Origin of the sequence: Paracoccus aerius (genome assembly GCF_014656455.1) — a bacterium.
Lineage (GTDB): Bacteria > Pseudomonadota > Alphaproteobacteria > Rhodobacterales > Rhodobacteraceae > Paracoccus > Paracoccus aerius.
This window is the reverse complement of the sequence record NZ_BNCL01000004.1, coordinates 122,552-147,935: the sequence shown is the minus strand read 5'-3', so window position 1 is coordinate 147,935 and position 25,384 is coordinate 122,552. Positions and strand designations below refer to the sequence as shown.

Sequence of the window (25,384 nt, the reverse complement as noted above, 5' to 3'; positions counted from 1 at the left end):
GAAGAAGAAGGCATGATGCGGCTTTATTCGATGCCCTCGTCGGGCAACAGCTACAAGGTGCGGCTGCTGCTGGCGCTGCTGGGTCGGGCGATCGAGACCACCGACGTCGAATATCTGACCGAGGCCCTGGAGGGGGCCAAGGCCAGTGGCCGGTTGCCCTTTGGCAAGGCCCCGGTGCTGGAACTGGACGACGGGCGGCTGCTGCCCGAGTCGAATGCGATCCTGTGCTGGCTGGGCGAGGGGACGGGCTTTGTGCCTGCCGATCCCTTCGCACGGGCCGAGATGCTGTCCTGGATGTTCTGGGAACAGAACCAGCATGAAGGGTTGATCGCTGTTCGGGCCGCGCTGCTGACCTATCCTCATCGGCGGGCGCAGGCGACGCCCGATCGGCTGGCGGCGTTGCTGGACAGCGGCCATGCCCTGTTGCAGGTCATGGAGGACCGGCTGACGGGACGCGAATGGCTGGTGGGCGACGGGGCGACTTTGGCCGATGTCTGCCTTTACGCCTATACCCATACCGCAGACGAGCGGGGCGGGTTCGAGATGGCGCGCTTTCCCGCCGTGAACGCCTGGCTGGCCCGCGTGGCGGCGCTTCCGGGATATGTGGGGCTGGATGGCTGAGCTTTTCGCCTGGACCGACGGCGCCTGCAGCGGCAATCCCGGCCCCGGAGGCTGGGGCGTTCTGATGCGCGCCATGGATGGCGGCAGGATCGTCAAGGAACGCGAGCTTGCCGGGGGCGAGGCGCTGACCACCAATAACCGGATGGAGTTGATGGCGGCGATTTCCGCGCTCGAGGCGCTGTCGCGGCCGTCGGCGATCACCATCACCACTGACAGCGCCTATGTGAAGAACGGCGTGACCCAGTGGATCCACGGCTGGAAGCGCAACGGCTGGAAGACCGCCGACCGCAAGCCCGTCAAGAACGCCGAACTGTGGCAGCGCCTGGACGAGGCGCAGCGCCGCCACACCGTCACCTGGGCCTGGATCAAGGGCCATGCAGGCCATCCCGAAAACGAACGGGCCGATGAACTGGCGCGGGGCGGCATGGCGCCCTTCAAGCCCGCGAAGGTGGCGGGGTGACGCCTGGCCTGCTGGTTCCGCTGCTGGATTATGCGGCGGTGCTGGTCTTTGCGCTGACGGGCGCCCTGGTGGCCAGCCGGGCGCAGTTGGATCTGGTGGGCTTCATCTTCTTCGCCACCTTGACCGGGATTGGCGGGGGCACCGTGCGCGACCTGATCCTGAACCGCGACGCGATCTTCTGGGTGGGGCAGCCGGAACTGATCCTGCTGACCTCGGGCGCCGCCGTGCTGGTGTTCTTTACTGCGCATCTGTTCGAAAGCCGCTATCGCCTGATCGTCTGGCTGGACGCCTTTGCCCTGTCGGTGGCCGTGCCGGCAGGCGCGGGGATCGCGCTGCAGGCGGGGGTCAGTCCGGTGGTCGTCGTGGCGATGGGCGTGGTCACCGGCACCTTCGGCGGGCTGATCCGCGACGTGGTGGGCAACGAACTGCCGATGGTGCTGAAGCAGGGCGAGTTGTATGTCACCGCGGCCTTCGGCGGGGCAGTCGCGGCCGTGGTGCTGATCGGGGTGGGGATGCCCCGGCCCGTGGCGCTGATCTTCTGCGGTCTGGTGGTCATGGCCTTGCGCGCAGGCAGCCTGCTGCTGGGGTGGAGCCTGCCGACCTATCGCGCGCGTCCGCCCCGGGCCGACAAGAACAACCGCTAGCGCAGGACGGGCGGTGCGTCGCGGCGGATGCGGGTAGCCTCGACCCCCATGCGCAAACCGGCGCCGATCCGGTGAGCCAGGGCCGACCAGGCCCGCGCCGGATCAGGCGGCAAGGTGCGGCGCAGGGTTTCGTCGAAGAGCGCCAGCCAGATCGGGAAGTGATCGGCCCGCACGTCGCCCGCCTGCACGTGGACGCGCATCGGATTGCCGTCATAGCTGCGTTCGTAAAGGATCGCGTTGCGCCAGAAGGCGGCGATCTTTGCCTCATGCGCGGGCCAGTCGGTGACGTGGCCTGCAAAGACCGGGCCCAGCACCTCGTGCCGGCGGATGGCGCCGTAGAAGACGGCAACGACGCGGTCGATCTGGTCGGGGGTGACGTCGAAGCGGGGCGGGATCATGGTGGCGGGTCCGTTGGTTGATCCGTCATGTGGCCTGCGGGCGGCTCCGGCGCAAGGCGCGGTTTGACGCATGGGGCCGGTGCTGCTATCGCCGCGCGCCAGCCCGGAAGGATTTCCCATGACCCATTACACCGACGCCCTGACCCAGCTTGGCGCCAAGACCGACCTGCCCGCCGATCCCGAACAGGCGGTGCTGGAACGCGTGCCGAACCCGCAGGCTGGCGAGGTCTATGCCGTCCGCTTCACCCAGCCCGAGTTCACCAGCCTTTGCCCGATCACCGGCCAGCCGGATTTCGCGCATCTGGTGATCGACTATGTCCCCGGCGACTGGCTGGTCGAATCAAAGTCGCTGAAGCTTTACCTGGGCAGCTTCCGCAACCACGGGGCCTTTCACGAGGATTGCACCGTCGGCATCGGCAAGCGGCTGGTGGACGCCATCGCGCCGCAATGGCTGCGGATCGGCGGGTATTGGTATCCACGCGGCGGGATGCCCATCGACGTCTTTTGGCAGACGGGCGCGGCGCCTGCCGGGCTGTGGCTGCCCGACCAGGGTGTCGCGGGCTATCGCGGACGCGGCTAGCGCAGGTTCCGCCAGATCATCAGCGCGGCGTCCGACAGATCGCCCGCCCGCGCCAGCAGGTGTTCGCGTTCAAGACCCGGTCCCGGCTGGGCGCGGTCCAGCCGGTCCAGCAGGCGCAGGATCCGGCGGCGATGCGTGCCGGTCGCGACCTGCAGCGGATCGGCGACCAGCCCCGCGAAGGTCGTGACCAGCGATCCGATCACCGCCAGCGCCAGGCCCGTCACGATCACTTCCCACGGCGAAAGCTCGACCGGGAAGGCCCAGTACCAGGCGCGGCCCAACTGGTCTCCCAGAAGGAAATCGCCGACGGCGGTCGAATGGGCGCGCATCTCGGCCAGCGGGCCTGCCAGCGAGATCACGCCGGGTGTGGCGCGGTTGAACAGAAGCCACCCCGAGGCCAGCACGATGACCGAGGTCGTGATCTCGGACACGGCGTTGCGGGTCTCGGCCAGGGTGGCGGCGGCCTGGCGGGTGATGGCGGGCGGGGCACCGGGGCCAATGCCCTGCGCGTCAAGGTCCGCCACCAGGGCCTCCAGGTCGGCCTGGATCACCCGGCCCATGTCCGAAGGCAGGAACACCCGCCGCGCCGAAAGCCAGGCGCCCGCGCGGCGTAGGCCCAGCCGGGGCAGCGCCCAGCCCACCAGCCGCGTTAGAATAAAGACCGGCGACAGCATCACATTGACCGGCGCGCGCAGCAGGTCCCACCCAAGCGCCGCGCGGTGCAGGCGCAGGGTGCCGCGAAGCCCGTACCGGTCGCGGACAAAGCGCGACACGGCGGCGCGGCGGCGGGCCATGGCATCGTCGGTCAGGGTTGCGGGCACGCGGGCGGCTTTCTATAGAGGTCGGCATGGAATTTCTGGCGTTCGGATCCCGAATTAGCAACCCGGTGGCGTGAGGTTTCGCGCCGCCGGGTCGCCGCTTGTCCGAACCCCCGACCGCCTCTCATGCCTTCCAAGGATGCCCCGATGGCCGCCGATACCACCGTTACGACCGATGCCCCCGACTACCGCGACACCGTTTTCCTGCCGCAGACCGAGTTTCCGATGCGCGCGGGACTGCCGCAGCGCGAGCCCGAATGGCTGGCCCGCTGGGACCGCATCGGCATCTATGACCGCCTGCGCGAACGCAGCGAAGGCCGGGCGCCCTTCATTCTGCACGACGGCCCTCCCTATGCGAACGGACACCTGCATATCGGCCACGCGCTGAACAAGACCATCAAGGACATCATCGTGCGCAGCCACCAGATGATGGGCCGCGATGCGCGCTATGTCCCCGGCTGGGATTGCCACGGCCTGCCGATCGAATGGAAGATCGAGGAGAAATACCGCGCCGAAGGCCGCGACAAGGATGCCGTGGACGTGGTCGAGTTCCGCCAGGAATGCCGCCGCTTCGCCGACGAATGGATCGACATCCAGCGGCAGGAGTTCAAGCGCCTTGGCATCACCGGCAAGTGGGACAATCCCTATCTGACGATGGACTTCCACGCCGAGGCGGTGATCGCGGCCGAGTTCATGAAGCTGGTGATGAACGGCGCGCTGTATCAGGGGTCCAAGCCCGTGATGTGGTCGCCGGTGGAAAAGACGGCGCTCGCCGAGGCCGAGGTCGAATACAAGGACCACACCAGCCACACGATCTGGGTGCGGTTTGGCGTGGAATCGTCGCAGGGTATTTGGGCAACGAAGAAGCCTGCAAGCGTGGTCATCTGGACGACGACGCCCTGGACGATCCCGCAGAACCGGGCCGTCGCGTTCAATCCGGGGATCGCTTATGGCCTGTATCGGGTCGGGACGGTGGCCGAGACCGCGACCGCGCAAGCGGGTGAGCTGCTGGTGCTGGCCGATGCCTTGGCTGAAAGCGTGATGAAGGCTGCGAAGGTTGAGGAGTGGCAACGCGTGGCCGATGTCCCCGCGGCGGAGCTCGAGGGTGTGCTGCTGTCGCATCCCCTGCGCGGCGTCGAGGGCGGCAATGGCGAATGGGACTATGACGTCCCCCTGCTGCCGGGCGATCACGTCACCGACGACGCGGGCACGGGTTTTGTCCACACCGCGCCCAGCCACGGCGACGACGACTATCAGCTGGGCCTGCGCTTCAGGCTGCCGATGACCTACAACGTCGAACCCGACGGCAGCTATCGCAAGGATCTGCCGCTGTTCGGCGGGCAGGCGATCATCGATGCTGACGGCAAGGACGGCCCCGCCAATGTCAGCGTCATCAAGCAGCTGGCCTATGCGGGTGCGCTGCTGGCCAAGGGCAAGATCAAGCACTCCTATCCGCACAGCTGGCGATCCAAGGCGCCGCTGATCTATCGCAACACGCCGCAGTGGTTCGCGGCCATCGACAAGCCGCTGACCGACGGCATGAACGAATACGGCCAGACGATCCGCACCCGCGCGCTGACCAGCATCGACAAGCTGGTGAAATGGTGGCCGCAGACGGGGCGCAACCGGATCCATTCGATGGTGGAGAACCGGCCGGACTGGGTGCTGTCGCGCCAGCGGGCCTGGGGCGTGCCGCTGACCTGCTTCGTGCGTCGCGGCGCCAAGCCCACCGACGACGACTTCCTGCTGCGCGACCAGCGGGTGAACGACCGCATCATCGCCGCCTTCGAATCCGATGGCGCCGATGTCTGGTATCGCGACGGCTTCAAGGCGCGGATGCTGGACGGCGTGGTGAACCCCGACGATTACGACCAGGTCATGGACGTGCTGGACGTGTGGTTCGACTCGGGCTCGACCCATGCCTTCGTGCTGCGCGACCGGGCGGATGGGGCGCCGGACGGGATCGCCGACGTGTACCTTGAAGGCACCGACCAGCATCGCGGCTGGTTCCAGTCCTCCCTGTTGCAGGGCTGCGCGACCAAGGGCCGCGCGCCCTATCGCAATGTTGTCACCCACGGCTTCACGCTCGACGAGAAGGGCATGAAGATGTCCAAGTCGCTGGGCAACACCATCGTCCCCGCCAAGGTGATCGAGCAATACGGCGCCGACATCCTGCGCCTGTGGGTGGCGCAGGCAGATTACACCGCCGACCAGCGGATCGGGCCGGAAATCCTGAAGGGCACCGCCGACAGCTATCGTCGGCTGCGCAACACGCTGCGCTTCCTGCTGGGCGCCTTGGACGGGTTCACGGATGCCGAAAAGGTGGACCCCGCGCAGATGCCGGAACTGGAACAATGGGTGCTGCATCGCCTCGCGCAACTGGATCACGCGGTCCGCAAGGGCTATGACCAGTTCGACTTCCAGGGCGTGTTCCAGACGCTGTTCCAGTTCTGCACCGTGGATTTGTCGGCCTTCTATTTCGACATCCGCAAGGACGCGCTTTACTGCGACGCCGCGACGGATCCGCGTCGCCGGGCCGCGCGGACGGTGCTGGACATCCTGTTCCACCGGCTGGTGACCTGGCTGGCCCCGATCCTGCCCTTCACGACCGAGGATGTGTGGCTGTCGCGCTTCCCCTCCTATGACGACAGCGTGCATCTGCAGGACTTCCCGGCGACCCCCGCCGATTGGCTGAACGAGCCGCTGGCGCTGAAATGGGACCACGTCCGCCGCGCCCGCCGCGTCGTGACGGCGGCGCTCGAGGTGAAGCGGACTGACAAGACCATCGGCGCCAGCCTGGAGGCCGCGCCCGTGGTCCATGTCGATGACCGCGACATGCTGGCCGCGCTGAAATCCGTGGACTTTGCGGATGTCTGCATCACCTCGGACCTGGCGCTGACCGCCGACCCGGCCCCGGCGGAAGCCTTCCGCATGGCCGAGACCCCCGGCATCGGTGTGGTCTTCGAGGTGGCCGATGGCGAGAAGTGCCAGCGGTGCTGGAAGATCCTGCCCGATGTCGGCACCCACAAGCATCCGGGCATTTGCGCCCGTTGCAATGACGTGCTGGGATGACGGACCCGGACCTGCGCAGGGCCATCCTTGCGCGGGTTGCCGGGCTGCGCCCCGGCACCACCTGCTGCCCCAGCGAGATCGCCCGCGACCTTGCCGCCGACTGGCGCCCGCTGATGCCAGCGATCCGGGCCGAGGCCCTGGGCCTTCAGGCCGAGGGTAGGATCGGCATCACGCAGGGCGGCAAGGTGGTCGCCGGGCCGGATCTTCGTGGTCCTGTCCGCCTTGGGCCGCCTGCTTGACGCGGCACCGGCACGGCACCATCCTGCGCCGCGCGTGAGCAACCAGCAGGTCCCCGATGTATATGCCGAACCCAGATCGTTACGACCGGATGCAATATCGCCGCTGCGGCAGGTCCGGCCTGATGCTGCCCGCGATCAGCCTGGGCCTTTGGCACAACTTCGGCCACGACACCCCGCACGAGACCAAGCGTGACATCTGCCGCACGGCCTTTGACCTGGGGATCAACCATTTCGACCTGGCCAACAACTATGGCCCGCCCCCTGGCAGCGCCGAGGAAGCCTTTGGCGAGATCCTGCGGACGGATTTCGCGGGTCTCCGGGACGAGTTGGTCATCAGCAGCAAGGCGGGCTGGCGGATGTGGCCGGGGCCTTATGGCGAATTTGGCAGCCGCAAATACCTGATCCAGTCCTGCGACCAGTCGCTGAAGCGGTTGGGCCTGGATCATGTCGATATCTTCTATTCCCACCGTTTCGACCCCGACACGCCGCTGGAAGAAACGATGGGCGCCCTGGATTACATTGTCCGCTCGGGCCGCGCGCTTTATGTCGGCATCAGCAGCTACAACAGCGCCCGCACACGGGAAGCCGTGGCGATCCTGCGCGACCTGGGCACGCCATGCCTGATCCACCAGCCCAGCTACAACATGCTGAACCGCTGGATCGAACATGACAACCTGCTGGACACACTTGAGGACGAGGGGACAGGCAGCATCGTCTTCACGCCGCTGGCCCAAGGGATGCTGACCGGCAAGTACTTGAAGGGCATTCCCGCCGACAGCCGCGCGGCGCAGGGCAAGTCGCTGGCAAAGGACTGGCTGACCGACACGCTGATCGGGCGCCTGAACGGGTTGAACGACATGGCCGCCGGACGGGGGCAGACGCTGGCGCAGATGGCCGTGGCCTGGACCCTGCGCGACGGCCGCGTGACAAGCGCGCTGATCGGCGCCTCGCGCGCGTCGCAGGTGGCGGATTGCGTCGGTGCATTGGAACGGCTGGATTTCTCCGCCGAGGAACTTGCCCGCATCGACGACCTGTCGGCGGGCGGCGACGTCAACATCTGGCGCGGATCGACCGAGGACGCTGGCGAGGACTGACGCGACAGCGGCCCCCCTTCGTGCTAGGCTGAGGCCGGGATCAAGCGAAGGGGGGCGTCTTGCCCGTCGCCAGCGTCAGCCTGACGAACCTGCCGGGAACCGAGGCGGCCACTGGCCGGGCGGGCAGTCATTGCATCATCGTTGACCGGCCCGAAGGCAAGGCCGGGGGCATGGGCCTGGGCTTCAACGGGGCGCAACTGCTGGCCCTGGCGATCGGCGGCTGCTTCTGCAACGACCTGCGCTATATCGCGCATCGGCGCGGCCTGGGCATCGCGTCACTGGCGGTCAGGGTGGATCTGTCGTTGGAGGGCGATCCGCTGATCGCGACGGGGGCGGACTTGGCGGTTCGCTGCACGCTGGAGGATGGCTCCGACCCGGGCCCCCTGATAGACGAGGCCCGGGAAAGCTCGATGGTCGGCTGTTCCCTGCCGCGCGGGATCCCGGTGTCAGTGGGGCAGGGGGTTTAGTCCCACCACCAGCCGTTCTTCCTCAGCGTCTGCCGGATCGGCTTTTCCTTGGGTGGCAGCCCGTCGGCGAACAGGGGGCGGACCTTCTGGCGGCCCTTGCCCTGGTAGATCAGCTTCTTTGCCGGAGCCCAGTCCTTCAGCCGCCTCTTGATGCGGTTCGGGGCGGTCGCAGCCTCCAGCACCTCCAGCACCCGGTCGGATTCGCGGGCGTAGAGCAGCGGCAGGTTGCGGTAATGGCAGGTGACGGCGCCATCAAGACCCGCAAGGCCGGGGCCGGGGCGCCCGCCGCCAAGGCTGTGGATCACCAGGGGCAGGATCACCTGGTCCAGCCAGGGGTCCAGGCTTTGGCAGGCCAGTTCGTCGGGCGGGTCGCGGCGCACCGACAAGGCCCAGTCGAGAAAGCGTTGCCGGAAGACCGCCGGGTCGGGCCCGAAGAACCAGCCCGCGTTGAAATACAGGTAACGTTCCCAATGCTCGTCGGGCTGGGACAGGTCAAGCGAGGATGCGAAGTCCAGCCCGAAGCGGTCGTAAAGCGACTTCCAGATCGCCCCGTAGCCTGGGCCGTAGAGCGGCGGTTCGGGCCATGTCCCTTCGCGCCGCATCGAGGCCGCGGGCAGGGCGCTGTCAAAGGGCACCTGGTCCAGCGGACCCAGGATCAGCGTGTCCGTGTCGAAGAAGGCGAAGGGCTGGTCCTGGGGCAGGACCGACAGCGCCTCGATCTTGTTGCCATAGGGATAGGCCGCGCCGAAATGGCGGGCGGTAAAAGGCGCGATCTCGGCCCCAAGCGATTCCAGCAGGGCGCGGGTGTCGTCGGGGATGCGGGTGTCATGCCCGGCCCAGGCCCCGTCCGGCTGCGGCTCGGCCACGATCAGGCGCCCGGCGAAATCGGGCGCGGCATGGCGCAGGCTGGCGGCGAAGATGATCGCCTGGAACTCCAGCGGCCCGGCCTGGGCCACGATCAGCAGGTTCGGCGCAGCCATCAGCCGGCCAGCATGGCGAAGACGGTTTCCTTGGGCCGGCACAGGCGCGCGCCCCCTGGCCCGAAGACCACGGGGCGTTCGATCAGGACGGGGTGGTCCGCCATGGCGGCGATCAAGGACTCGTCGGACAAGGCGGGATCGCCCAGGCCCAGGCCGTCATGGGGCGTGTTCTTGCGGCGCAGCAGGCCGCGCGGCGCGATGCCCAGTCGATCAAGCGCGTCGCGCAGTTCCTGGGCCGAGGGGGGTTGCTGCTGGTAATCGCGCACCGCCGGATCCACGCCTGCATCCTGCAAGGCTTGCAGCACAAAGCGCGAGGTCGAGCATTTCGGATTGTGCCAGATCAGGTATTCGGACATGCAGCCCCCAAGGTCGATACAACCTTAGCGCGCAACGTCCGGAATAGGAAGCGCACTGGTTGCCTTGATCTCCTCCATCGACAGAAGCGCCGTGACGTTGTGGATCTTCACCTCGGCGATCAGCGACTGGTAGAAGCGGTCATAGGCGCGCGCGTTCCTGACCTGCACTTTCAGGATATAGTCGATGTCGCCCGCCAGCCGGTGCGCCTCGATCACCTCGGGGCGTTCGCGCAGCGCCTTCAGGAACCTCGCAGCCCAGGCCTTGTCATGTTCGCTGGTGCGGATCAGCACGAAGAAGCAGGCCTCCAGCCCCAGGGCCTCGGGGTCGAGGATCGCCACCTGGCGGCGGATCACGCCGGCTTCCCGCAGCTTGCGGATGCGGTTCCAGACGGGGGTCTTGGACGCCCCCACCCGGTCGGCGATCTGGTCCAGCGAAAGGCTTGCATCCTCTTGAAGCAGGGACAGGATTTTGCGATCCACCTCGTCCAGCCGGAAATTTGTTTTGGCGTGGCCAATATTCTGTGGAAGCTGTTCCGTCATGATCGTCCAACGTGGCTGAATGTCCTTATTTTCCTGACCCTATCGCAAAGATCCAGAACAAAATTCTATATTGTAAGGACCAATCCGAAAGGGTCAGACCATGAGCAAAGCCTTCGTCCCGACGGCCGCCAAGCCCGGCGTCATCACCGCAAACGACCTGCGCGAAGGCCATAACCTGTGGATGTGCGAGGACGGCTGGACCGCCGATCCCGCGCAGGCGACCCTGTTCGAGGACGAGGCCATCGCCGATCTGGCGCTGCTGAAGGCGGTGGGCCAGTCCAACATCGTCGTCGGCCCCTATCTGGTCGAGGCGCGGCGCGGCCCCAACGGCCCCGAGCCGACCCATTTCCGCGAGGCCTTCCGGCAGCGCGGGCCGTCCAACTATTTCCACGGCATCCAGACCCTGAAGCAAGCCAAGCAGTCCGAGGCCAGCAATGTTTGACGTCCGTCCCGTCGATACCGATTACGTGCGCCACCGCGCGGCCCAGTTCCGCGCCCAGGTGGAACGTCGCCTGGACGGCAGCCTGACCGAAGAAGAGTTTCGGCCCCTGCGCCTGATGAACGGCGTTTATCTGCAGCTGCACGCCTATATGCTGCGGATCGCCATCCCCTATGGCACGATCAGCCCCGACCAGATGCGGATGCTGGCCCATCTGGCCGAAACCTATGACAAGGGCTACGGCCACTGGACCACCCGCCAGAACATCCAGTTCAACTGGCCCAAGCTGGTGGAAATCCCCGACATGCTGGACAAGCTGGCATCCGTCGGGATGCACGCGATCCAGACATCCGGCAACACGATCCGCAACGTGACGACCGATGCCTTCGCGGGGGCTGCCGCCGACGAATACATGGATCCGCGCCCCTATGCCGAGCTGCTGCGCAGCTGGTCCACCGACCATGCCGAGTTCCAGTTCCTGCCGCGCAAGTTCAAGATCGCCATCAGCGGCGCACAGCGCGACCGCGCCTTGGTCGCCGCCCATGACATCGGGTTGCGCCTGATCCAGAAGGACGGCCAGACCGGGTTCGAGGTCTGGGTCGGCGGGGGCCTCGGCCGCACGCCCATGCTGGGCAAGGTGATCCGCGACTTCCTGCCCGAGGCGGACCTGCTGGCCTATATCGAGGCGATCATCTCGACCTACAACCTGTCGGGACGGCGCGACAACAAGTACAAGGCCCGCATCAAGATCACCGTGCACGAGCGCGGCCTGGACGTCTTCAAGGCCGAGGTCGAGGAGGAGTTCCAGAACCGCCGCCGCGACTTCCACGGCGCCGACCGCGAGGCCTTGGCGATCTTCCGCGACCGCTTCGCCGCGCCCGCCTTCCGCAACGGCCCGACCGACGGCTATGAGGCCGAGCGAGCCAGGAACGGCGCCTTCCGCAGCTGGACCGACACCAACCTGCACCCCCACAAGGTCGATGGCTATGCCAGCGTGATCGTGACCTTCAAGACGCATGGCGAGACGCCGGGCGATGCCTCGGCCGACCAGATGCGCCTGCTGGCCGATCTGGCGGAACAATACGGCCATGACGACCTGCGCATCAGCCATGACCAGAACGTCGTGCTGCCCCATGTCCACAAGTCTGACCTGCCCGCCGTCTATGCGGCGCTGCAAAAGGCGGGGCTGGCGGTGGCCAATGCCGGGCTGACCAGCGACATCATCGCCTGCCCCGGCATGGACTATTGCACCCTGGCCACCGCCCGGTCGATCCCCATCGCTCAGGAAATCGCGACGCATTTCAAGGATGCGGGCCTGGAGGATGAAATCGGCAAGCTGAACATCCGCATCTCGGGCTGCATCAACGCCTGCGGGCATCACCACCTGGGCCATATCGGCATCCTGGGCCTGGACCGGGCGGGGGTGGAAAACTACCAGATCACCCTGGGCGGCGACGGTTACGACATCCCGGCCATCGGCGAACGCGCCGGCGCGGGTTTCCCCTACGACCAGGTCGTGCCTGCTGTCGATCGCCTGCTGCGCGCCTATCTTGAAGTCCGCGCGGACGCCTCGGAACGCTTCATCGACGCCTATCGCCGGCTTGGTCCCGCCCCGTTCAAGGCCGCGCTCTATCCCGAGCCTGCCCATGCTTGATGACACGCTGGACAGTCGTGCCGCGCGGTTGAACGACCGCTATCGTCATCATGCAGCGACCGAGGTCCTGCGCCGCGCCGTCAGCGACCCGGATCTGGGGCGGGTGGCACTGGTGTCGTCCTTCGGGGCCGAATCCGTGGTGCTGCTGCATATGGTCAGCCGGGTTGCGCCCGGCCTGCCGGTGCTGTTCATCGACACGCAGATGCTGTTTCCCGAAACGCTGGAATACCAGCGGGACGTATCGGCCCGGCTGGGCCTGACCAATGTCCAGGTGATCCGTGCCGACCAGACCCAGGTCGCGCGCCAGGATCCCGACGGGACGCTGCACCAGTTCGACGCCAATGCCTGCTGCGACCTGCGCAAGACGGTGCCGCTGGAAGGCGCGCTGTCTGGCTATGACGCCTGGATCACGGGCCGCAAGCGGTTCCAGAACAACGACCGTGCCGCGCTCGAGTTCTTCGAGCCCGAGCCGCCGTCCCGCCTGCGCATCAACCCGCTGGCCCATTGGCGGGCCGAGGATGTGCAGGAATACATGGTCGAGAACAACCTGCCGCGCCATCCGCTGGTGGCAAAGGGCTATCCGTCCATCGGCTGCGCGCCTTGCACCTCGCCGGTGAAGCCGGGCGAGGATCCCCGCGCCGGACGCTGGCGCGGCAGCGACAAGACCGAATGCGGCATCCACTTCATTGGCGGCAAGATCGTCCGCGGAAAGGTTCCGGCATGACCGACCAGTTGAACAGCGAACGCGTCATCGCGCGCGACGACGGCTTCCATCCGCTGGTGGACGAGGCCGAGGTGACCCTGGCCCCCGACACGCCGCTGGCCGATCTGGCCACCTATCTGGACCGCGCATTGATCTCGATCGACTTTCCCGCCTTCACCGACGGGCGCGGCTTTTCGCTGGCCCGCCGGCTTCGCGAATTGGGCTTCAAGGGCCGCCTTCGCGCCTCGGGCCGGCTGATCGCGGACCAGTATGCGATGGCCCGCCGTGTGGGTTTCGACGAGGTCGAGGTCGCCCCCGACATCGCCGCGCGCCAGCCGGCCGAGCAGTGGATCGCACGAGCCGACTGGAAGGCCTTCGACCACCGCGCCCACCTGGCGGGCTAGGGCTTTCGCCCCGCCGCCCCATCGACTAGAACATGCAGGACTTCCCATGACCCTGGACATTCCCGTGGCCGAAGCTGCCAAGACCGCCTCCAAGACCCTTCCCGACGCGCAGACCGTGACGGCGGTCAAGCATTGGACCGACAGCCTGTTTTCCTTCCGGGTGACGCGTCCTGCGTCCTTGCGCTTTCGTTCGGGCGAATTCGTGATGATCGGTCTGCTGGGCGACAACGGCAAGCCGTTGCTGCGCGCCTATTCCATCGCCTCGCCCAACTGGGACGAGGAACTGGAATTCTATTCGATCAAGGTGCCGGACGGGCCGCTAACCTCGAAGCTGCAGCACATCCAGCCGGGAGACGAGATCATCCTGCGGCCCAAGCCCGTAGGCACGCTGGTCCTTGACGCGCTGCTGCCCGGCAAGCGGCTGTGGTTCCTGGCGACCGGCACCGGCATCGCGCCCTTCGCGTCGCTGATGCGCGATCCCGAAACATACGAGCGGTATGAACAGGTAATCATGATGCATACCTGCCGCACCGCCGAGGAACTGACCTATGGCCGCGAACTGGTCGAAAACCTGAAGCACGATCCCCTGCTGGGCGAGATCTACGGCGAGGATTTCGCCAACCGCCTGGTCTACTACCCCACCACCACGCGCGAGGAATCGCCGCTGATGGGCCGGATCACGGACAACCTGACCTCGGGCAAGGTCTTCACCGACCTGGGCCTGCCGCCGATCAGCCCGGAAACGGATCGCGCGATGGTCTGCGGCAGCCTGGCATTCAACGTGGATGTGAAGGCGGTGCTGGAAGGCTTTGGCTTGCACGAAGGCGCCAATTCGGAACCCCGCGAATTTGTGGTGGAAAAGGCCTTCGTGGGCGACGGCGTTTAAGCCCTTCAGAATTGACGGATGGAAAGGGCGCGGTATGACTGCGCCCTTTTTTGTCGGAACTTTCCGCCGATCACGCCCCGGTCACGCTGATGTTGGGAACCCGCGTCTTGGATTGCCGGTTGATTTCGCGACAGATCAACCCGTTCAAGGGAAGGGAAGACCCATGCGTCGCATGATCAACAACACCACGGCCATAGCGGCCTGCCTGTCGCTGCTGGTGCCGCCGATGGCCCAGGCCCAGGCACCGGCCGATGGTGAACAGCCGCCGGTTCCGCCTGCGCAGGCACAGCCGGCCGAAACGCAGGCCGAACAGGCCGCCCCCACCGAGGCCAGCGAGGAAGCCCCGGCCGAGGAAGCGGCCGCAGAGCAAGTCGCCGAGGAGCCGGTCGAAGAACCCGCAGCCGGGGAAGCGGCCCAGGAACAGGCATCCGAAGCCGCCGAGGAGGCCGCCCCGGCCGAATCTGCGGCCGAGCCTGAAGCAGAAGCGCCAGCCGAGGAGGCCACCGAGGGCGACTCTGAGGAAGCCCCCGCCGAGACCTCTGCCGAGGCCCAGCCCGAAGCCGCGGAACGTCCTGCCGAGGCCGCGCGCGAGCAGCAGGCTGAGCGTCCCGCCGCCGCCGCGCGCGAACAGCAAGCCGAGCGTCCGGCCCGGGCCGGGAACCGCGAAGCCGCGCCCGCCGTGACCGAGGCCGAGGGCGAGGAAACCACCGAAGCCGAGGCTGCTGCCGAGGAAGCCCCTGCCGCCGCCGAAGCTGATGCCGTGACCGACGAGCGCCCGGCCGAGGCCGCGCGCCAGCAGGACCAGGAGCGCCCGGCTGCCGCAGCCCGCGAACAGCAGGCCGACCGCCCCGAACCCGCACCCGAAGACACGGCCGAAAGCGAAGATTCGCTGCGCGACGCGCTTGAGGCCGAGCAGCAGGCCGCGGAAACGCCGGCAGCGGAAGAAGCAGCCGAGGAACCTGCCCAAGCCGAAGCTGATGCGCCTGACGCGCCTGCCGGTGAACAGGGCGAGGATGCGCTGCGCGAGGCGCTGGAGCAGCAGGAAGAAACGCCTGCCGCCGAGAACCAGTCCACCGCGAACGAGACCACCGAGAACCAGCCTGCCGAGGACCAGTCCGCCGAACAGGCCGCTGCCCCCGAAGGTGAAGGCAATGCCCCCGAGGCCGATGCCCCGGTGACCGAGGCGGCCGAGCAGGCGGCGCAGGAAACCGGCGCAGCCACCGCTGCCGCGCTTGACGATGAGCAGGAGGGCGAGGTCGTCGAGCAGGAAATCACCGAGGAGAACAGCCGTTCATCCAGCGAGGATTTCGCCACCAGCCTGCGCGAGGCGCTTGAGCCCGGACAGGAACAGGCGACCGAAGGGGAACAGGCCGCCCGCGAGGAAGACGACGATGACGACAACGACTTGGCCAAGGCATTGCTGCTGGGCTTGGGCGCGGTCGCCGTTGGCACCTACCTGAACAACAACCGGCAGGTGACGCTCAGCGCGCCGGACCGGGTCGTCGTGACCCGCGCCGATGGCAGCCAAGAGGTCATCAAGGACGAGGTCGCGCTGCTGCGCCAGCCGGGATCGACCGTTGCGACCGAGAACTTCGACGATGGTTCGTCCCGCACGGTCGTGACCCGCAGCGACGGCAGCCGCGTCGTGACCATCCGCGATGCCGATCTGCGCGTGCTGCGCCGCACGCTGGTATCGCCCGACGGCACCCAGACGCGCCTGATCGACGACACCGCAACGGTGGAACCCGTGGACGTGGCAACGCTGCCCGCACCCGCGCCGGTTGCCTCGACCGGCGTCTATCAGGACGAATCCGCCCTTCGCGAGGCCCTGCGCCGCGAGGTTGACCTGGATCGCCGCTTCACCTTGGGTCAGGTCCGCAGCATCCCCGAGGTGCGCGCCCTGGTGCCGCCGGTGACCATCGACGCGATCACCTTCGACACCGGCTCGGCCGCGATTTCGCCGGACCAGGCGCGCCAACTGTCCACGCTGGGCAATGTCATCGCGGAATCGATTGCCGAAAACCCGCGCGAGATGTTCCTGATCGAGGGTCATACCGACACGGTGGGCGCGGATGCCGCCAACCTGGCCTTGTCGGACCGGCGCGCGGAATCGGTCGCGCTGGCGCTGTCCGAATACTTCGACGTCCCGCCGGAAAATCTGGTGGTCCAGGGCTATGGCGAGCAATTCCTGCAGGTAAGGCAGGAAGGCGATGTCCGCGAAAACCGCCGCGCAGCGGTGCGGCGCATCACCGACCTTCTGCAGACGGCAGAGGCCAACTGACAAGGAAAAGCCCCGGCGGTGCCGGGGCTTTTTCGTTCAAAGGTGGCGGGGAAACTCGATCTTCGGACAGCGGTCCTGGATCACGATGATGCCGCGCTGTTCCGCCTTGCGGGCGGCGGCATCGTTCCGGATTCCAAGCTGCATCCAGATCGACTTCAGGTGCGGAAGATGCGCCAGGGCTTCGTCCACGATCGGCCCGACCGCCTCGGACCGGCGAAAGATGTCAACCATCTCGACGCCTTCGGTGGCAGGAATATCGGCCAGCCGGGCATAGACCTTTTCGCCCAGGATCGTGTGGCCGGCCTGACCCGGATTGACGGGCACGATCCGGTAGTCGTTGGCCTGGAGATAGCGCGCGACGCCCCAGCTGGGCCGTGCCTCGTTCGGCGACAGGCCCACAACCGCAATCACCTTCACACCACGCACAATCCGCGCAATATCTTCGTCATCCTGAAAATCGACTTCCATGACGGGCCTCCCCTCCTCGTCCAAAAGTTGTAGGATCATTACATAGAAAAGGCGCCCGGTCCAGAAAACTGGCCGGGCGCAAGTCGCGGAACGAGGGACAGTGATCTGAACATGACGGTTCCGAGGTCATGTTCCGAATGGTAAATGGGCAACACCGCCTTTAAGTTCCAGAATAATCGCATTCTTGTGATGGAAAAATGCCGGCAGATTTGTCAGCGTTGCCAGGTTTCCTGGGCCTTGGCGATGATATCGGCCGGCGCCGCCTGCAGTTTGCGGAATGCCCGGCTGGACCCTACCAGATATAGCTTGTTGCCGATCACGACGAAATGTTTGGGATCCCCGGCCACGCGCCGCCCCTCGGACAGCGCCACAGGGCACAAGCCGCCGAATGCAGGTGCGAAACGGCGGGGGTCGGATTCGAAGCGGCTGCGGTTCTCCTCGGACGCGAAATGCCAGACCTTGCCCTTCCACAGCGTCGAGATGTCGCCCCGACCCGGCAGGGGCCGCCCGCTCTCCAGAAATCCCACGGCATCATAGCCGTCCATTGCCCAATCCTGCGCCATGGCCGGCAGGACAGGGGCGGCGGTCAGCATCAACGAGATCAGCAGCGTTTTCATCGGCAGGCAGTTTGTGGCGGCAGCAGAAGCCTTAATTGGCAGCACTGGCCAAGATTCTCAACGCCGCCGCAAGCATTGTCGCAGCGATGTGATTTTCACGCCATGCTGGCTGCATAGAGCGCGACCGCCGCCGCATTGGACACGTTCAGGGATCCGAAATCCGCTGCAAAGGGAATGCGCGCGACATGGTCGCAGCTTTTGGTGGTCAGGTCGCGCATCCCCGGCCCCTCGGCCCCCAGGACCAGGCAGACGGCGCGGCCCGGCAGGGTTTCAAGCAGGTCGGGCAGGGGGCTGGTGCCGGTCCCGTCCAAGCCGATCAGCGTAAAGCCCATGCCCTTCAACTGACTCAGCGCCTCGGCCAGGTTGGGCACGCGCAGATAGGGCTGCCGTTCCAAGGCGCCCGAGGCAGTCTTGGCAAGGGCGCCCGTCTCGGGTGCGGAATGGCGGGCCGGTGCGATCACCGCCCGTGCCCCGAAGACCTCGGCCGAGCGCAGGATGGCGCCGATGTTGTGGGGATCGGTCACCCGGTCCAGGGCCACCAGCAGCGGCCGCTTTTCGCCCGCGGCCTCGCGCAGCACCACGTCGCTGAGCCCGCCCCATTTCAGCGGCTTCACCTCGAGCGCGGCGCCCTGGTGGACGCTGTCGGGGGCCAGGGGCGCCGCCTTGCCGAAGACGCGGGGATCGGTGATCTCGGGCGTGACGCCATGCAGGTCGCCCAACCGGTCCACAGCGTTCTGCGTGACGACCAGCCGCAGCTTTTCGCGGCGCGGATTGGCAAGCGCGTCGCGGACCGCGTGCAGGCCGAACAGCCACACCGTCTCGGCGGCCGAAGCGCGGCGCGCGCGTTCCTTGTCAATCACCCAGGTGGGTTTCTTGGGCTTTCCGGGTCGTTCGGCCATGCGCAGGATCCTTGTGGCTGGCCCCCTTCATGGCGCGCATGGCACCCCGGACGCAAGGGGCCGAAATCCGCTTGACGCCCCCCGCCACGCCCGCTAATGACGCCCCCACGCCGAATGGCTCGGCGGGCGACGTGCTGCAAGGTGCGGCAGCGGACTGTAACTCCGCCGGGGAGACCCATGCCTGGTTCGATTCCAGGGTCGCCCACCATTTCCCCCTTCATGTTCCGGCAATGGTGCGGTCGTGGCCGAACAAGGCGCGGTCCGCTGCCTAGGACACCGCAGCCCGAGGGGCCGGCTTCACATCGATCTTGCCAAGAAGGCGCGCGCTGATCGTGTCCCCGATGGGAAATGCGGATGTCGCGGCGGGCGAGGGTGCGTTGCAGACATGCAGGGTCCGTGCCGTTTCGCGGATCAGGAAGTCGTCGATCATCCTGCCGTCCCGACCCACCGCCTGCGCCCGCAATCCCGAAGGATAGGGCTGCAGATCGGCCAGGGTCAGCATGGGGCAATAGCGGCGGCAGCGTTCAAGATAGACCTTGCGGGACAAGCTGCCGCGCATTTCCTGAAGGCCGACCTTCGCAAAGCGCCGCGCCAGACGCCAGAAGCCGGGAAAGGCAAGGCTGGCGGCGATATCGGCAGCACCCGGCCAACTGCGCTCATAGGTTTCACGGCCCAGCGAGAAGACGGCATTGGGGCCGACCGTGACATAGCCGCCGATCATCCGGGTCAGGTGAACCCCCAGGAACGGCAGCGAGGGTTCGGGAACCGGATAGATCAGGTGGCGGACAACCTGGTCCAGATGGGGGGCCAGGCGGTAGTATTCGCCCCTGAAGGGGATGATCCTGAAATCATCGGCCAGGCCTGACATGGCCGCGATGCGGTCCGCCTGAAGCCCCGCGCAGGCGACGGCCGAGCTGGCCGAGAAATCCCCGACCGAGGTTTCGACGACCACCTCGTCGGGACGTTCGTCCAGGTTCGTGACAAAGGCGCCGAAGCGGAAATCGACCCCTTGCGCGGCCAGAAGATCGCGAAGCGTCGCGCAGATCCGGGCATAGCTGACGATGCCGCTGGCGGGGCTGAAAAGCGCGCGAAGCCCGACGATGTTGGGCTCCATCTCGGTCAGTTCGTCGCCTCCGATCAGGGTCGTGGCCAGGCCGTTGGCCCGCGATCTTTCGCCAAGGTTTTCCAGTGCGGGCAGTTCATGCGGTTCCGTGGCGACGACCAGCTTGCCGCAGGTGTCGAAGGGGATGCCGTGCTGTTCGCAGAACAGCTTTGTCCTCGCGGCCCCTTGCTTGCAAAGCGTGGCCTTCAGGCTTCCCGGCGCATAGTAGATCCCGGCATGGATCACCCCGGAATTGTGGCCCGACTGGTGAAGGCCCGGGCCCTTTTCCTTTTCCAGAAGGGTGATGCGGAGGTCGGGGTTCGCGTTCCGCAGGCTCCAGGCGGTCGTCAGGCCCAGGATGCCCCCGCCCACGATCACGACATCATTCTGCGGCATGATCCCCTCCGTCGGTTGCATTGCCTTGATGCAGAATTGCCGCGCATGGCCGGGCGGTAAAGGGATCATAAGGCGGTCGCCGCAAGGCCCGCCATAGGTGAGGAAGGTCATCCGGGGCCTGGCCATCCCTCGTTGCCCTGCCTGCCGGATCAAAATGGCCAGATGGTTCGCGGGCCGCGATGCATTCGGATGATGCGCAATGCCCATTCGGACAGTTTTCCGTCCCTGACTTCGCAGCAATTCTTCGGGAAGGCATGGGTCACCAGATTCTGCCGCAGCAGAGCGGAGAGTTTCCTTGGCGATAAAAGATTGCACAATCGGCAGCGGCGCGGTGATTCACCACCCCGATCTCGTGAACCTGTATGGCTGCAGCGTCGGCGAGGAAACTCGGATCGGAACCTTTGTCGAGATACAGGCGGGCTGTTCGGTCGGCGCGCGCTGCAAGATATCCTCGCACAGCTTCCTGTGCGAAGGCGTGACGCTGGAGGACGGCGTCTTCGTCGGCCACGGGGTCATGTTCACCAACGACCGCTATCCCTCGGCGGTCAATCCCGATGGAAGCCTCAAGGGCGGCGGTGACTGGGTCTGCGAAGGCACCCGCGTCAGGCATGGCGCCAATATCGGATCGAATGCGACGATCCTGCCGGGGATCACCATCGGCATCGGCGCCACCGTCGGGGCGGGTTCCGTCGTCACCCGGGACGTGCCGGACCACGCCATGGTGGCCGGAGTGCCGGCGCGGATCATTTCCCGTGGCGGATCCGCCGCAAAGCGGACCGAATCCCTGGAGGCAAGGACATGATCCATGTTGGTGTCATCGGCTATGGATACTGGGGGCCGAACCTCGCGCGCGCCGTCGCGGAAAGCGGGGTGGCCCAGGTCGCGATGATCGCGGACCAGTCGCCCGATGCACTGGCCCGCGCGGCGTTGCGCCACCCTGCAGCCAGACTGACGACGGATCTGCAGGAACTGCTGCGCGATCCAGCGGTGGATGCGGTCATGATCGCGACGCCGGTCCAGACCCATTACGCCTTGGCCCTTGCGGCGCTGAGGGCGGGCAAGCACGTCCTGGTCGAAAAGCCGATGACCGATGATGTCGACCAAGCGCGGCATCTGGTCGACGAGGCGGCGCGGCGGGGGCTGACGCTGATGGTGGATCACACCTTTGTCTATACCCCGGCCGTGCAGGCGATTTCCCGTCTGGTGCGCGAGGATGTGCTGGGCGCCATCTACTACTATGATTCGACGCGGGTGAACCTGGGGCTGTTCCAGCGCGACGTGAACGTTATCTGGGATCTGGCCGTGCATGACCTGGCGATCCTGGATCACCTTCTGGACCAGCGGCCGGTCGCCATCTCGGCCAGTTCCGCGGGCTTCCTGGCCGGTCGCCCGGACAACATGGCGCAGTTGAACATCCACTATGGCAACGGGGCACTGGCGCATCTGAACGTCAACTGGCTGGCGCCGGTCAAGATCAGGCAGACCCTGATCGGGGGAAGCCGCAAGATGGTCCTGTATGACGACATGCAGACCAGCGAAAAGCTGCGGGTCTATGACCGGGGCGCCAGCTGCGGCAGCGGCCCTTACGAACATCTGGTGTCCTATCGCATCGGCGACATGTACGCCCCGGCGCTGTCCTCCAAGGAGGCGCTGCTGACCGAGGTAGAAATCTTTGCGGACTGCATCCAGCAGGGCAGCGCGCCGGCGACGGACGGGCTGGCCGGCCTGCGCATCGTCGAGATGCTGGCCGCGGCTACCCGTTCGACCGAGCTGCGCGGTCATCCGATCGATCTTGTGAACTTGAAGGTGGCATCATGATCCCGTTTCTGGACCTGCGGCGGCAATATGGCGACATCAAGGACGAGCTTGAGGGCGCCGTCCTGGCCACCCTGCGCAGCGGGCAATATGTCCTGGGCGAGCAGGTCGAACGGTTCGAACGGAGCTTTGCCGACTATTGCGGCGCCCGGCATGTGATCGCCGTCAGCAGCGGAACGGCGGCGCTGCAACTGGCCCTGCTGGCGGCCGGCATCAAGCTGGGCGACGAGGTAATCACGGTGCCCACCACCTTTGTCGCGACGGTGGCTGCCATTGCCTATTGCGGGGCGACGCCGGTTCTTGTCGACGTGGATCCCCGCACCCTGACCATGGATCCCGAGAAGCTGGAAAAGGCGATCACCCCGCGCACCCGCGCCGTCGTCCCGGTCCATTTCCACGGTCGCCTTGCCGACATGGCGGCAATCGGCGCCATTGCAGAAAAGCACGGGCTGTGCGTGATCGAGGATGCCTGCCAGGCCCATGGGGCCGAACGCGACGGGGTCCGCGCCGGCGCCTTTGGCGCGATGGGCTGTTTCAGCTTCTATCCTGGCAAGAACCTCGGCGCCGCGGGCGAGGGTGGGGCGATCACCACCAGCGACGATGCCCTGGCCGAGCGGCTGCGGATGCTGCGCGACTGGGGGCAGCGCGAGCGTTCGGTCCACGAGCTGCGCGGATACAACCTGCGGATGGATGCCGTTCAGGGTGCGGTCCTAGACGTCAAGCTGCGCTATCTGGACGGCTGGAACGCGGCCCGCCGTCGGGTGGCGCAGGCCTATGACGAGGGGTTGGCGGGTGCGGTGGAACGGCCTTCGCCTGCGGGACCGGCGGACCATGTGCGCCATGTCTATGCCCTGTGCCATCCCCAGCGGGATGCCCTGCGCCAGGCCCTGTCGGATGCGGGCATCGCCACGAACATCCATTATCTTCGGCCCGTCCACCTGCAGCCCGCCTATGCCGACCTAGCGGCCGGACCCGGCAGCTTCCCCGTGGCCGAGCGCTATGCCCGCACCACGCTGTCCCTGCCCATCTATCCCGAACTGACCGGACCCGAGATCGGCCGCGTCATCGACGCCGTGAATGCCTGCGCCGAGCGGCTGGAAACCACCAACCCGCCTATGGAGATGGCATCATGAGCAACCAGACGATCCTTGCCGGTGCCAATGTGCTTGTGACCGGCGGCAGCGGCTTTGTCGGCTCTCACCTGGTGGACCAATTGGTCGAGGCCGGGGCGGCGCAGGTCGTGGTGATCGACAACATGGTGCGCGGCCGGCCAGAAAACCTGGCCGCGGCCATGCAGACGGGACGGGTCCGCCTTGTGTCGGGCGATATCCGGGACCGCGCCTTGATGCAGTCGCTGGTGGCCGAATCCGAAGTCGTCTTCCACCAGGCCGCCTTGCGGATCACGCATTGCGCCGCCGAGCCTGACGAGGCGATGGAGGTGATGGTCCAGGCGACCTATGACCTGTTGCAGGATTGCGTGCGCTACAAGGTCGGAAAGCTCGTCATGGCCTCGTCAGCCTCGATCTATGGGCTTGCGCCGCATTTCCCGACGCCCGAAAGCGACCCGCCCTATGCGAACAGGACGCTGTATGGCGCGGCGAAGACCATGGGTGAAGGGCTTCTGCGGTCGTTCAACGACATGTATGGGCTGAACTATGTCGCCCTGCGCTATTTCAATGTCTACGGCCCCCGCATGGACCTGCATGGACGCTATACCGAGGTGCTGGTCCGGTGGATGGAACGCGTCGCCCAGGGACAGCCGCCGCTTGTGTTCGGCGACGGCTTGCAGACCCTGGACATGATCCATGTCCGCGACGTGGCGCGGGCCAATATCCTGGCTGCGGAAAGCACGGCGACGGACCGGGTCTACAATGTCGGCTCGCAGACCGAGACCTCGCTTCTTCAACTGGCGCGTCTTGTGGCGTCCCAGATGGGACGGCCCGATCTGGTGCCGGTCCACATGCCCGAACGTGCGGTGAACCCCGTGCCCCGGCGCCTTGCCGATTGCCAGGCGGCGGCCGACGACCTGGGCTTCCGCGCCCGGATCGGCCTGGCCGAGGGGCTGGCAGAACTGATCGACTGGTGGCGCGCGCAAGGCGCCCTTGACCTGGCGGTGGCGGAATGATCCCGATCGCGAAGCCCTTGTTGGGAGAGGCCGAGGCCAACGCCGCCTATGATGCCGTCCTGTCCGGCTGGGTCAGCCAGGGGCCGAAGGTGGCCGAGTTCGAGGCCGCCTTTTCCCGCTTGACCGGCGCCCCCCATGCCTGTGCCGTGTCGAATTGCACCACCGCCTTGCATCTGGCGCTTCTGGCCGTCGATGTGGGGCCGGGCGACGAAGTCATAACCGTGTCGCATTCCTTCATCGCGGGCGCCAATACGATCCGGCAATGCGGTGCGACCCCCGTCTTCATCGATATCGAGGCCGGCGGCTACAACATGGATCCCGCCCTCATCGCCGCTGCCGTGACGCCGCGCAGCCGGGCCATCCTCTGCGTCCACCAGATCGGAATGCCCTGCGACATGCCCGCCATCATGCGGATTGCACGCGCGCATGGCCTGGCCGTGGTCGAGGATGCCGCCTGCGCGGCAGGATCACAGATCAGGATGGACGGTGCCTGGCGGCAGATCGGCTATCCGATCGGCGACGTGGCCTGCTTCTCGTTCCATCCGCGCAAGGTCCTGACCACGGGCGAGGGGGGGATGCTGACCACCGCCCGTGCCGACCTGGACGCCAAGTTCCGCTTGTGGCGCCAGCATGGCATGTCGGTTTCAGACCGCCAGCGCCACGCCAGCGCCAGCGTGATCTTCGAGGATTACCCGGTCCGGGGCTACAATTACCGCATGACGGACATCCAGGCCGCCATCGGGATCGAACAGCTGGCCCGGCTGCCCCAGATCATCGCCCAACGCCGCAGGCTGGCTGATCGTTACCACCAGGCACTGGAGGCGATGTCCGGGGTCACGCGGCCTGCAGAGCCGGACTGGGCATCGTCGAACTGGCAAAGCTATGCAGTGGCTCTGGCGCCGGGGCTGGACCAGCGGCAGTTGATGCAGTCGATGCTTGACCGGGGCGTCGCCACGCGGCGCGGGATCATGAACATGCACCAGGAAGAGGCGCAGATGGACCTGCCCCGCCGGTTTGCCCTGCCGCGGTCGGAACAGGCCCGCGACCAGACGATCCTGCTGCCGCTTTACGCGCAGATGACCGACGACGAACAGGATGAGGTTCTGGCGGCCCTGGACGATGGCCTGGCTGCGCAGTTCCACGGCAGCCGCCCCCGGGCAGACGTCCTGTCCCGAGAGCCGGTCCAGTCCCATTCCTGACCGCAGCCGCGGTGCGGGTTGCAGGCGGTTGCCGCCTGGCCCGTGCCAGGGCCCCATCCGGGCATCTGCCCTATCCTAATGGACATTTGGTTTTTTTCCACCGGTGAGGCAGGATCAAGAAGCACTC

The 25,384-nt window shown here is 66.6% G+C and carries 28 protein-coding genes and 1 tRNA gene; 20 read left to right on the top strand and 9 right to left on the bottom strand.

The window, feature by feature from the left end:
• Positions 1–12: 12 nt before the first annotated feature.
• The 3 genes from IE224_RS06705 to IE224_RS06695 are packed head-to-tail and all read left to right on the top strand — an operon-like array spanning position 13 to position 1,725.
• Positions 13–621, top strand: a complete 609-nt coding sequence (locus IE224_RS06705; protein ID WP_191308940.1) for a glutathione S-transferase family protein — start codon at positions 13–15, stop codon at positions 619–621.
• A complete protein-coding gene (gene rnhA / locus IE224_RS06700; RefSeq protein ID WP_191308938.1) occupies positions 614–1,081 on the top strand; it encodes a ribonuclease HI in 468 nt (155 codons plus the stop codon). The genes IE224_RS06705 and rnhA overlap by 8 nt, the downstream gene beginning before the upstream one ends.
• Positions 1,078–1,725 (top strand): trimeric intracellular cation channel family protein, encoded by a 648-nt coding sequence (locus IE224_RS06695; RefSeq protein ID WP_167622960.1) that lies wholly within the window; start codon positions 1,078–1,080, stop codon positions 1,723–1,725. The genes rnhA and IE224_RS06695 overlap by 4 nt, the downstream gene beginning before the upstream one ends.
• Here the strand turns inward: IE224_RS06695 and IE224_RS06690 are convergent.
• On the bottom strand, positions 1,722–2,123 hold the full coding sequence (locus tag IE224_RS06690; protein WP_191308936.1) for a group III truncated hemoglobin: 402 nt from the start codon (positions 2,121–2,123) through the stop codon (positions 1,722–1,724). The two genes, IE224_RS06695 and IE224_RS06690, sit on opposite strands and share 4 nt — an antisense overlap.
• Positions 2,124–2,241: 118 nt before the next feature.
• Between IE224_RS06690 and queF the strand changes: the two genes are divergently transcribed.
• Positions 2,242–2,703, top strand: a complete 462-nt coding sequence (gene queF / locus IE224_RS06685) for a preQ(1) synthase (protein ID WP_167622958.1) — start codon at positions 2,242–2,244, stop codon at positions 2,701–2,703.
• On the opposite strand, the gene IE224_RS06680 is transcribed toward queF, so the two are convergent.
• Positions 2,700–3,524, bottom strand: coding sequence for a DUF6635 family protein (locus tag IE224_RS06680; protein WP_229849273.1), 825 nt, complete (start codon positions 3,522–3,524; stop codon positions 2,700–2,702). The two genes, queF and IE224_RS06680, sit on opposite strands and share 4 nt — an antisense overlap.
• Positions 3,525–3,668: 144 nt before the next feature.
• Between IE224_RS06680 and ileS the strand changes: the two genes are divergently transcribed.
• The 4 genes from ileS to IE224_RS06660 are packed head-to-tail and all read left to right on the top strand — an operon-like array spanning position 3,669 to position 8,393.
• On the top strand, positions 3,669–6,593 hold the full coding sequence (ileS, locus tag IE224_RS06675; RefSeq protein WP_191308934.1) for an isoleucine--tRNA ligase: 2,925 nt from the start codon (positions 3,669–3,671) through the stop codon (positions 6,591–6,593).
• The gene (locus IE224_RS06670) at positions 6,590–6,832 is read left to right on the top strand and encodes a DUF3253 domain-containing protein (RefSeq protein WP_191308932.1); all 243 of its coding nucleotides are present in this window, start codon (positions 6,590–6,592) and stop codon (positions 6,830–6,832) included. Before ileS ends, IE224_RS06670 begins: the two co-directional genes overlap by 4 nt.
• 56 nt (positions 6,833–6,888) lie before the next feature.
• On the top strand, positions 6,889–7,926 hold the full coding sequence (gene mgrA / locus IE224_RS06665; RefSeq protein WP_191308930.1) for an L-glyceraldehyde 3-phosphate reductase: 1,038 nt from the start codon (positions 6,889–6,891) through the stop codon (positions 7,924–7,926).
• Between the two features lie 59 nt (positions 7,927–7,985).
• Positions 7,986–8,393: an OsmC family protein gene (locus IE224_RS06660; protein ID WP_191308928.1), complete on the top strand. Its 408-nt coding sequence runs from the start codon at positions 7,986–7,988 to the stop codon at positions 8,391–8,393.
• Here IE224_RS06660 and IE224_RS06655 read toward each other — a convergent pair.
• Genes IE224_RS06655 through IE224_RS06645 form a run of 3 tightly spaced genes read right to left on the bottom strand, consistent with a single transcriptional unit; the run spans position 8,390 to position 10,269 of the window.
• Positions 8,390–9,373, bottom strand: a complete 984-nt coding sequence (locus IE224_RS06655; RefSeq protein ID WP_191308926.1) for a GT-B fold glycosyltransferase domain-containing protein — start codon at positions 9,371–9,373, stop codon at positions 8,390–8,392. The two genes, IE224_RS06660 and IE224_RS06655, sit on opposite strands and share 4 nt — an antisense overlap.
• Complete coding sequence (gene arsC, locus IE224_RS06650) at positions 9,373–9,729, bottom strand: arsenate reductase (glutaredoxin) (RefSeq protein WP_191308924.1); 357 nt, start codon at positions 9,727–9,729, stop codon at positions 9,373–9,375. Before arsC ends, IE224_RS06655 begins: the two co-directional genes overlap by 1 nt.
• A 24-nt stretch (positions 9,730–9,753) precedes the next feature.
• Positions 9,754–10,269, bottom strand: a complete 516-nt coding sequence (locus tag IE224_RS06645; protein WP_191308922.1) for an Lrp/AsnC family transcriptional regulator — start codon at positions 10,267–10,269, stop codon at positions 9,754–9,756.
• A 100-nt stretch (positions 10,270–10,369) separates the two neighbouring features.
• On the opposite strand from IE224_RS06645, the gene IE224_RS06640 reads away from it, so the two are divergent.
• The 6 genes from IE224_RS06640 (at position 10,370) to IE224_RS06615 (ending at position 16,636) form a co-directional block, all read left to right on the top strand.
• Positions 10,370–10,711: a DUF2849 domain-containing protein gene (locus IE224_RS06640; RefSeq protein WP_167622951.1), complete on the top strand. Its 342-nt coding sequence runs from the start codon at positions 10,370–10,372 to the stop codon at positions 10,709–10,711.
• A complete protein-coding gene (locus IE224_RS06635) occupies positions 10,704–12,362 on the top strand; it encodes a nitrite/sulfite reductase (RefSeq protein WP_191308920.1) in 1,659 nt (552 codons plus the stop codon). Before IE224_RS06640 ends, IE224_RS06635 begins: the two co-directional genes overlap by 8 nt.
• On the top strand, positions 12,355–13,086 hold the full coding sequence (locus IE224_RS06630; protein ID WP_167622949.1) for a phosphoadenylyl-sulfate reductase: 732 nt from the start codon (positions 12,355–12,357) through the stop codon (positions 13,084–13,086). The genes IE224_RS06635 and IE224_RS06630 overlap by 8 nt, the downstream gene beginning before the upstream one ends.
• Positions 13,083–13,469 (top strand): DUF934 domain-containing protein, encoded by a 387-nt coding sequence (locus IE224_RS06625; RefSeq protein ID WP_167622948.1) that lies wholly within the window; start codon positions 13,083–13,085, stop codon positions 13,467–13,469. The genes IE224_RS06630 and IE224_RS06625 overlap by 4 nt, the downstream gene beginning before the upstream one ends.
• A gap of 46 nt (positions 13,470–13,515) precedes the next feature.
• A complete protein-coding gene (locus tag IE224_RS06620; RefSeq protein WP_167622947.1) occupies positions 13,516–14,355 on the top strand; it encodes a ferredoxin--NADP reductase in 840 nt (279 codons plus the stop codon).
• A gap of 163 nt (positions 14,356–14,518) precedes the next feature.
• Positions 14,519–16,636, top strand: coding sequence for an OmpA family protein (locus tag IE224_RS06615; RefSeq protein WP_191308918.1), 2,118 nt, complete (start codon positions 14,519–14,521; stop codon positions 16,634–16,636).
• Between the two features lie 36 nt (positions 16,637–16,672).
• On the opposite strand, the gene IE224_RS06610 is transcribed toward IE224_RS06615, so the two are convergent.
• The 3 genes from IE224_RS06610 to rlmB form a co-directional block, all read right to left on the bottom strand.
• On the bottom strand, positions 16,673–17,104 hold the full coding sequence (locus tag IE224_RS06610; RefSeq protein ID WP_229849272.1) for a CoA-binding protein: 432 nt from the start codon (positions 17,102–17,104) through the stop codon (positions 16,673–16,675).
• A gap of 212 nt (positions 17,105–17,316) precedes the next feature.
• Positions 17,317–17,721, bottom strand: a complete 405-nt coding sequence (locus IE224_RS06605; RefSeq protein ID WP_191308914.1) for a YHS domain-containing (seleno)protein — start codon at positions 17,719–17,721, stop codon at positions 17,317–17,319.
• 95 nt (positions 17,722–17,816) lie between these two features.
• Positions 17,817–18,620, bottom strand: coding sequence for a 23S rRNA (guanosine(2251)-2'-O)-methyltransferase RlmB (gene rlmB, locus IE224_RS06600; RefSeq protein ID WP_191308912.1), 804 nt, complete (start codon positions 18,618–18,620; stop codon positions 17,817–17,819).
• 124 nt (positions 18,621–18,744) lie between these two features.
• Between rlmB and IE224_RS06595 the strand changes: the two genes are divergently transcribed.
• Positions 18,745–18,828 (top strand) — tRNA-Tyr (locus IE224_RS06595).
• Between the two features lie 60 nt (positions 18,829–18,888).
• Here IE224_RS06595 and lhgD read toward each other — a convergent pair.
• A complete protein-coding gene (gene lhgD / locus IE224_RS06590; protein WP_191308910.1) occupies positions 18,889–20,118 on the bottom strand; it encodes an L-2-hydroxyglutarate dehydrogenase in 1,230 nt (409 codons plus the stop codon).
• A gap of 295 nt (positions 20,119–20,413) precedes the next feature.
• Between lhgD and IE224_RS06585 the strand changes: the two genes are divergently transcribed.
• The 5 genes from IE224_RS06585 to IE224_RS06565 are packed head-to-tail and all read left to right on the top strand — an operon-like array spanning position 20,414 to position 25,257.
• The gene (locus IE224_RS06585) at positions 20,414–20,920 is read left to right on the top strand and encodes an acyltransferase (protein WP_191308908.1); all 507 of its coding nucleotides are present in this window, start codon (positions 20,414–20,416) and stop codon (positions 20,918–20,920) included.
• Entirely contained in the window at positions 20,917–21,936 is a 1,020-nt protein-coding gene (locus IE224_RS06580) for a Gfo/Idh/MocA family protein (protein ID WP_167622940.1), read from the top strand. Before IE224_RS06585 ends, IE224_RS06580 begins: the two co-directional genes overlap by 4 nt.
• A complete protein-coding gene (locus IE224_RS06575) occupies positions 21,933–23,066 on the top strand; it encodes a DegT/DnrJ/EryC1/StrS family aminotransferase (RefSeq protein ID WP_191308906.1) in 1,134 nt (377 codons plus the stop codon). The genes IE224_RS06580 and IE224_RS06575 overlap by 4 nt, the downstream gene beginning before the upstream one ends.
• Entirely contained in the window at positions 23,063–24,058 is a 996-nt protein-coding gene (locus IE224_RS06570; RefSeq protein ID WP_191308905.1) for an NAD-dependent epimerase/dehydratase family protein, read from the top strand. Before IE224_RS06575 ends, IE224_RS06570 begins: the two co-directional genes overlap by 4 nt.
• Positions 24,055–25,257: a DegT/DnrJ/EryC1/StrS family aminotransferase gene (locus IE224_RS06565; protein WP_191308903.1), complete on the top strand. Its 1,203-nt coding sequence runs from the start codon at positions 24,055–24,057 to the stop codon at positions 25,255–25,257. The genes IE224_RS06570 and IE224_RS06565 overlap by 4 nt, the downstream gene beginning before the upstream one ends.
• The last annotated feature ends 127 nt before the right edge of the window (positions 25,258–25,384 follow it).

Coding starts and splice junctions, on each gene's coding strand:
- IE224_RS06705 (WP_191308940.1), top strand. CDS start 13: ATGATGCGGCTTTATTCGATGCCCTCGTCGGGCAACAGCTACAAGGTG.
- rnhA (WP_191308938.1), top strand. CDS start 614: ATGGCTGAGCTTTTCGCCTGGACCGACGGCGCCTGCAGCGGCAATCCC.
- IE224_RS06690 (WP_191308936.1), bottom strand. CDS start 2,123: ATGATCCCGCCCCGCTTCGACGTCACCCCCGACCAGATCGACCGCGTC.
- queF (WP_167622958.1), top strand. CDS start 2,242: ATGACCCATTACACCGACGCCCTGACCCAGCTTGGCGCCAAGACCGAC.
- ileS (WP_191308934.1), top strand. CDS start 3,669: ATGGCCGCCGATACCACCGTTACGACCGATGCCCCCGACTACCGCGAC.
- IE224_RS06670 (WP_191308932.1), top strand. CDS start 6,590: ATGACGGACCCGGACCTGCGCAGGGCCATCCTTGCGCGGGTTGCCGGG.
- mgrA (WP_191308930.1), top strand. CDS start 6,889: ATGTATATGCCGAACCCAGATCGTTACGACCGGATGCAATATCGCCGC.
- IE224_RS06655 (WP_191308926.1), bottom strand. CDS start 9,373: ATGGCTGCGCCGAACCTGCTGATCGTGGCCCAGGCCGGGCCGCTGGAG.
- arsC (WP_191308924.1), bottom strand. CDS start 9,729: ATGTCCGAATACCTGATCTGGCACAATCCGAAATGCTCGACCTCGCGC.
- IE224_RS06645 (WP_191308922.1), bottom strand. CDS start 10,269: ATGACGGAACAGCTTCCACAGAATATTGGCCACGCCAAAACAAATTTC.
- IE224_RS06640 (WP_167622951.1), top strand. CDS start 10,370: ATGAGCAAAGCCTTCGTCCCGACGGCCGCCAAGCCCGGCGTCATCACC.
- IE224_RS06635 (WP_191308920.1), top strand. CDS start 10,704: ATGTTTGACGTCCGTCCCGTCGATACCGATTACGTGCGCCACCGCGCG.
- IE224_RS06630 (WP_167622949.1), top strand. CDS start 12,355: ATGCTTGATGACACGCTGGACAGTCGTGCCGCGCGGTTGAACGACCGC.
- IE224_RS06625 (WP_167622948.1), top strand. CDS start 13,083: ATGACCGACCAGTTGAACAGCGAACGCGTCATCGCGCGCGACGACGGC.
- IE224_RS06620 (WP_167622947.1), top strand. CDS start 13,516: ATGACCCTGGACATTCCCGTGGCCGAAGCTGCCAAGACCGCCTCCAAG.
- IE224_RS06615 (WP_191308918.1), top strand. CDS start 14,519: ATGCGTCGCATGATCAACAACACCACGGCCATAGCGGCCTGCCTGTCG.
- IE224_RS06610 (WP_229849272.1), bottom strand. CDS start 17,104: ATGGAAGTCGATTTTCAGGATGACGAAGATATTGCGCGGATTGTGCGT.
- IE224_RS06605 (WP_191308914.1), bottom strand. CDS start 17,721: ATGAAAACGCTGCTGATCTCGTTGATGCTGACCGCCGCCCCTGTCCTG.
- rlmB (WP_191308912.1), bottom strand. CDS start 18,620: ATGGCCGAACGACCCGGAAAGCCCAAGAAACCCACCTGGGTGATTGAC.
- lhgD (WP_191308910.1), bottom strand. CDS start 20,118: ATGCCGCAGAATGATGTCGTGATCGTGGGCGGGGGCATCCTGGGCCTG.
- IE224_RS06580 (WP_167622940.1), top strand. CDS start 20,917: ATGATCCATGTTGGTGTCATCGGCTATGGATACTGGGGGCCGAACCTC.
- IE224_RS06575 (WP_191308906.1), top strand. CDS start 21,933: ATGATCCCGTTTCTGGACCTGCGGCGGCAATATGGCGACATCAAGGAC.
- IE224_RS06570 (WP_191308905.1), top strand. CDS start 23,063: ATGAGCAACCAGACGATCCTTGCCGGTGCCAATGTGCTTGTGACCGGC.
- IE224_RS06565 (WP_191308903.1), top strand. CDS start 24,055: ATGATCCCGATCGCGAAGCCCTTGTTGGGAGAGGCCGAGGCCAACGCC.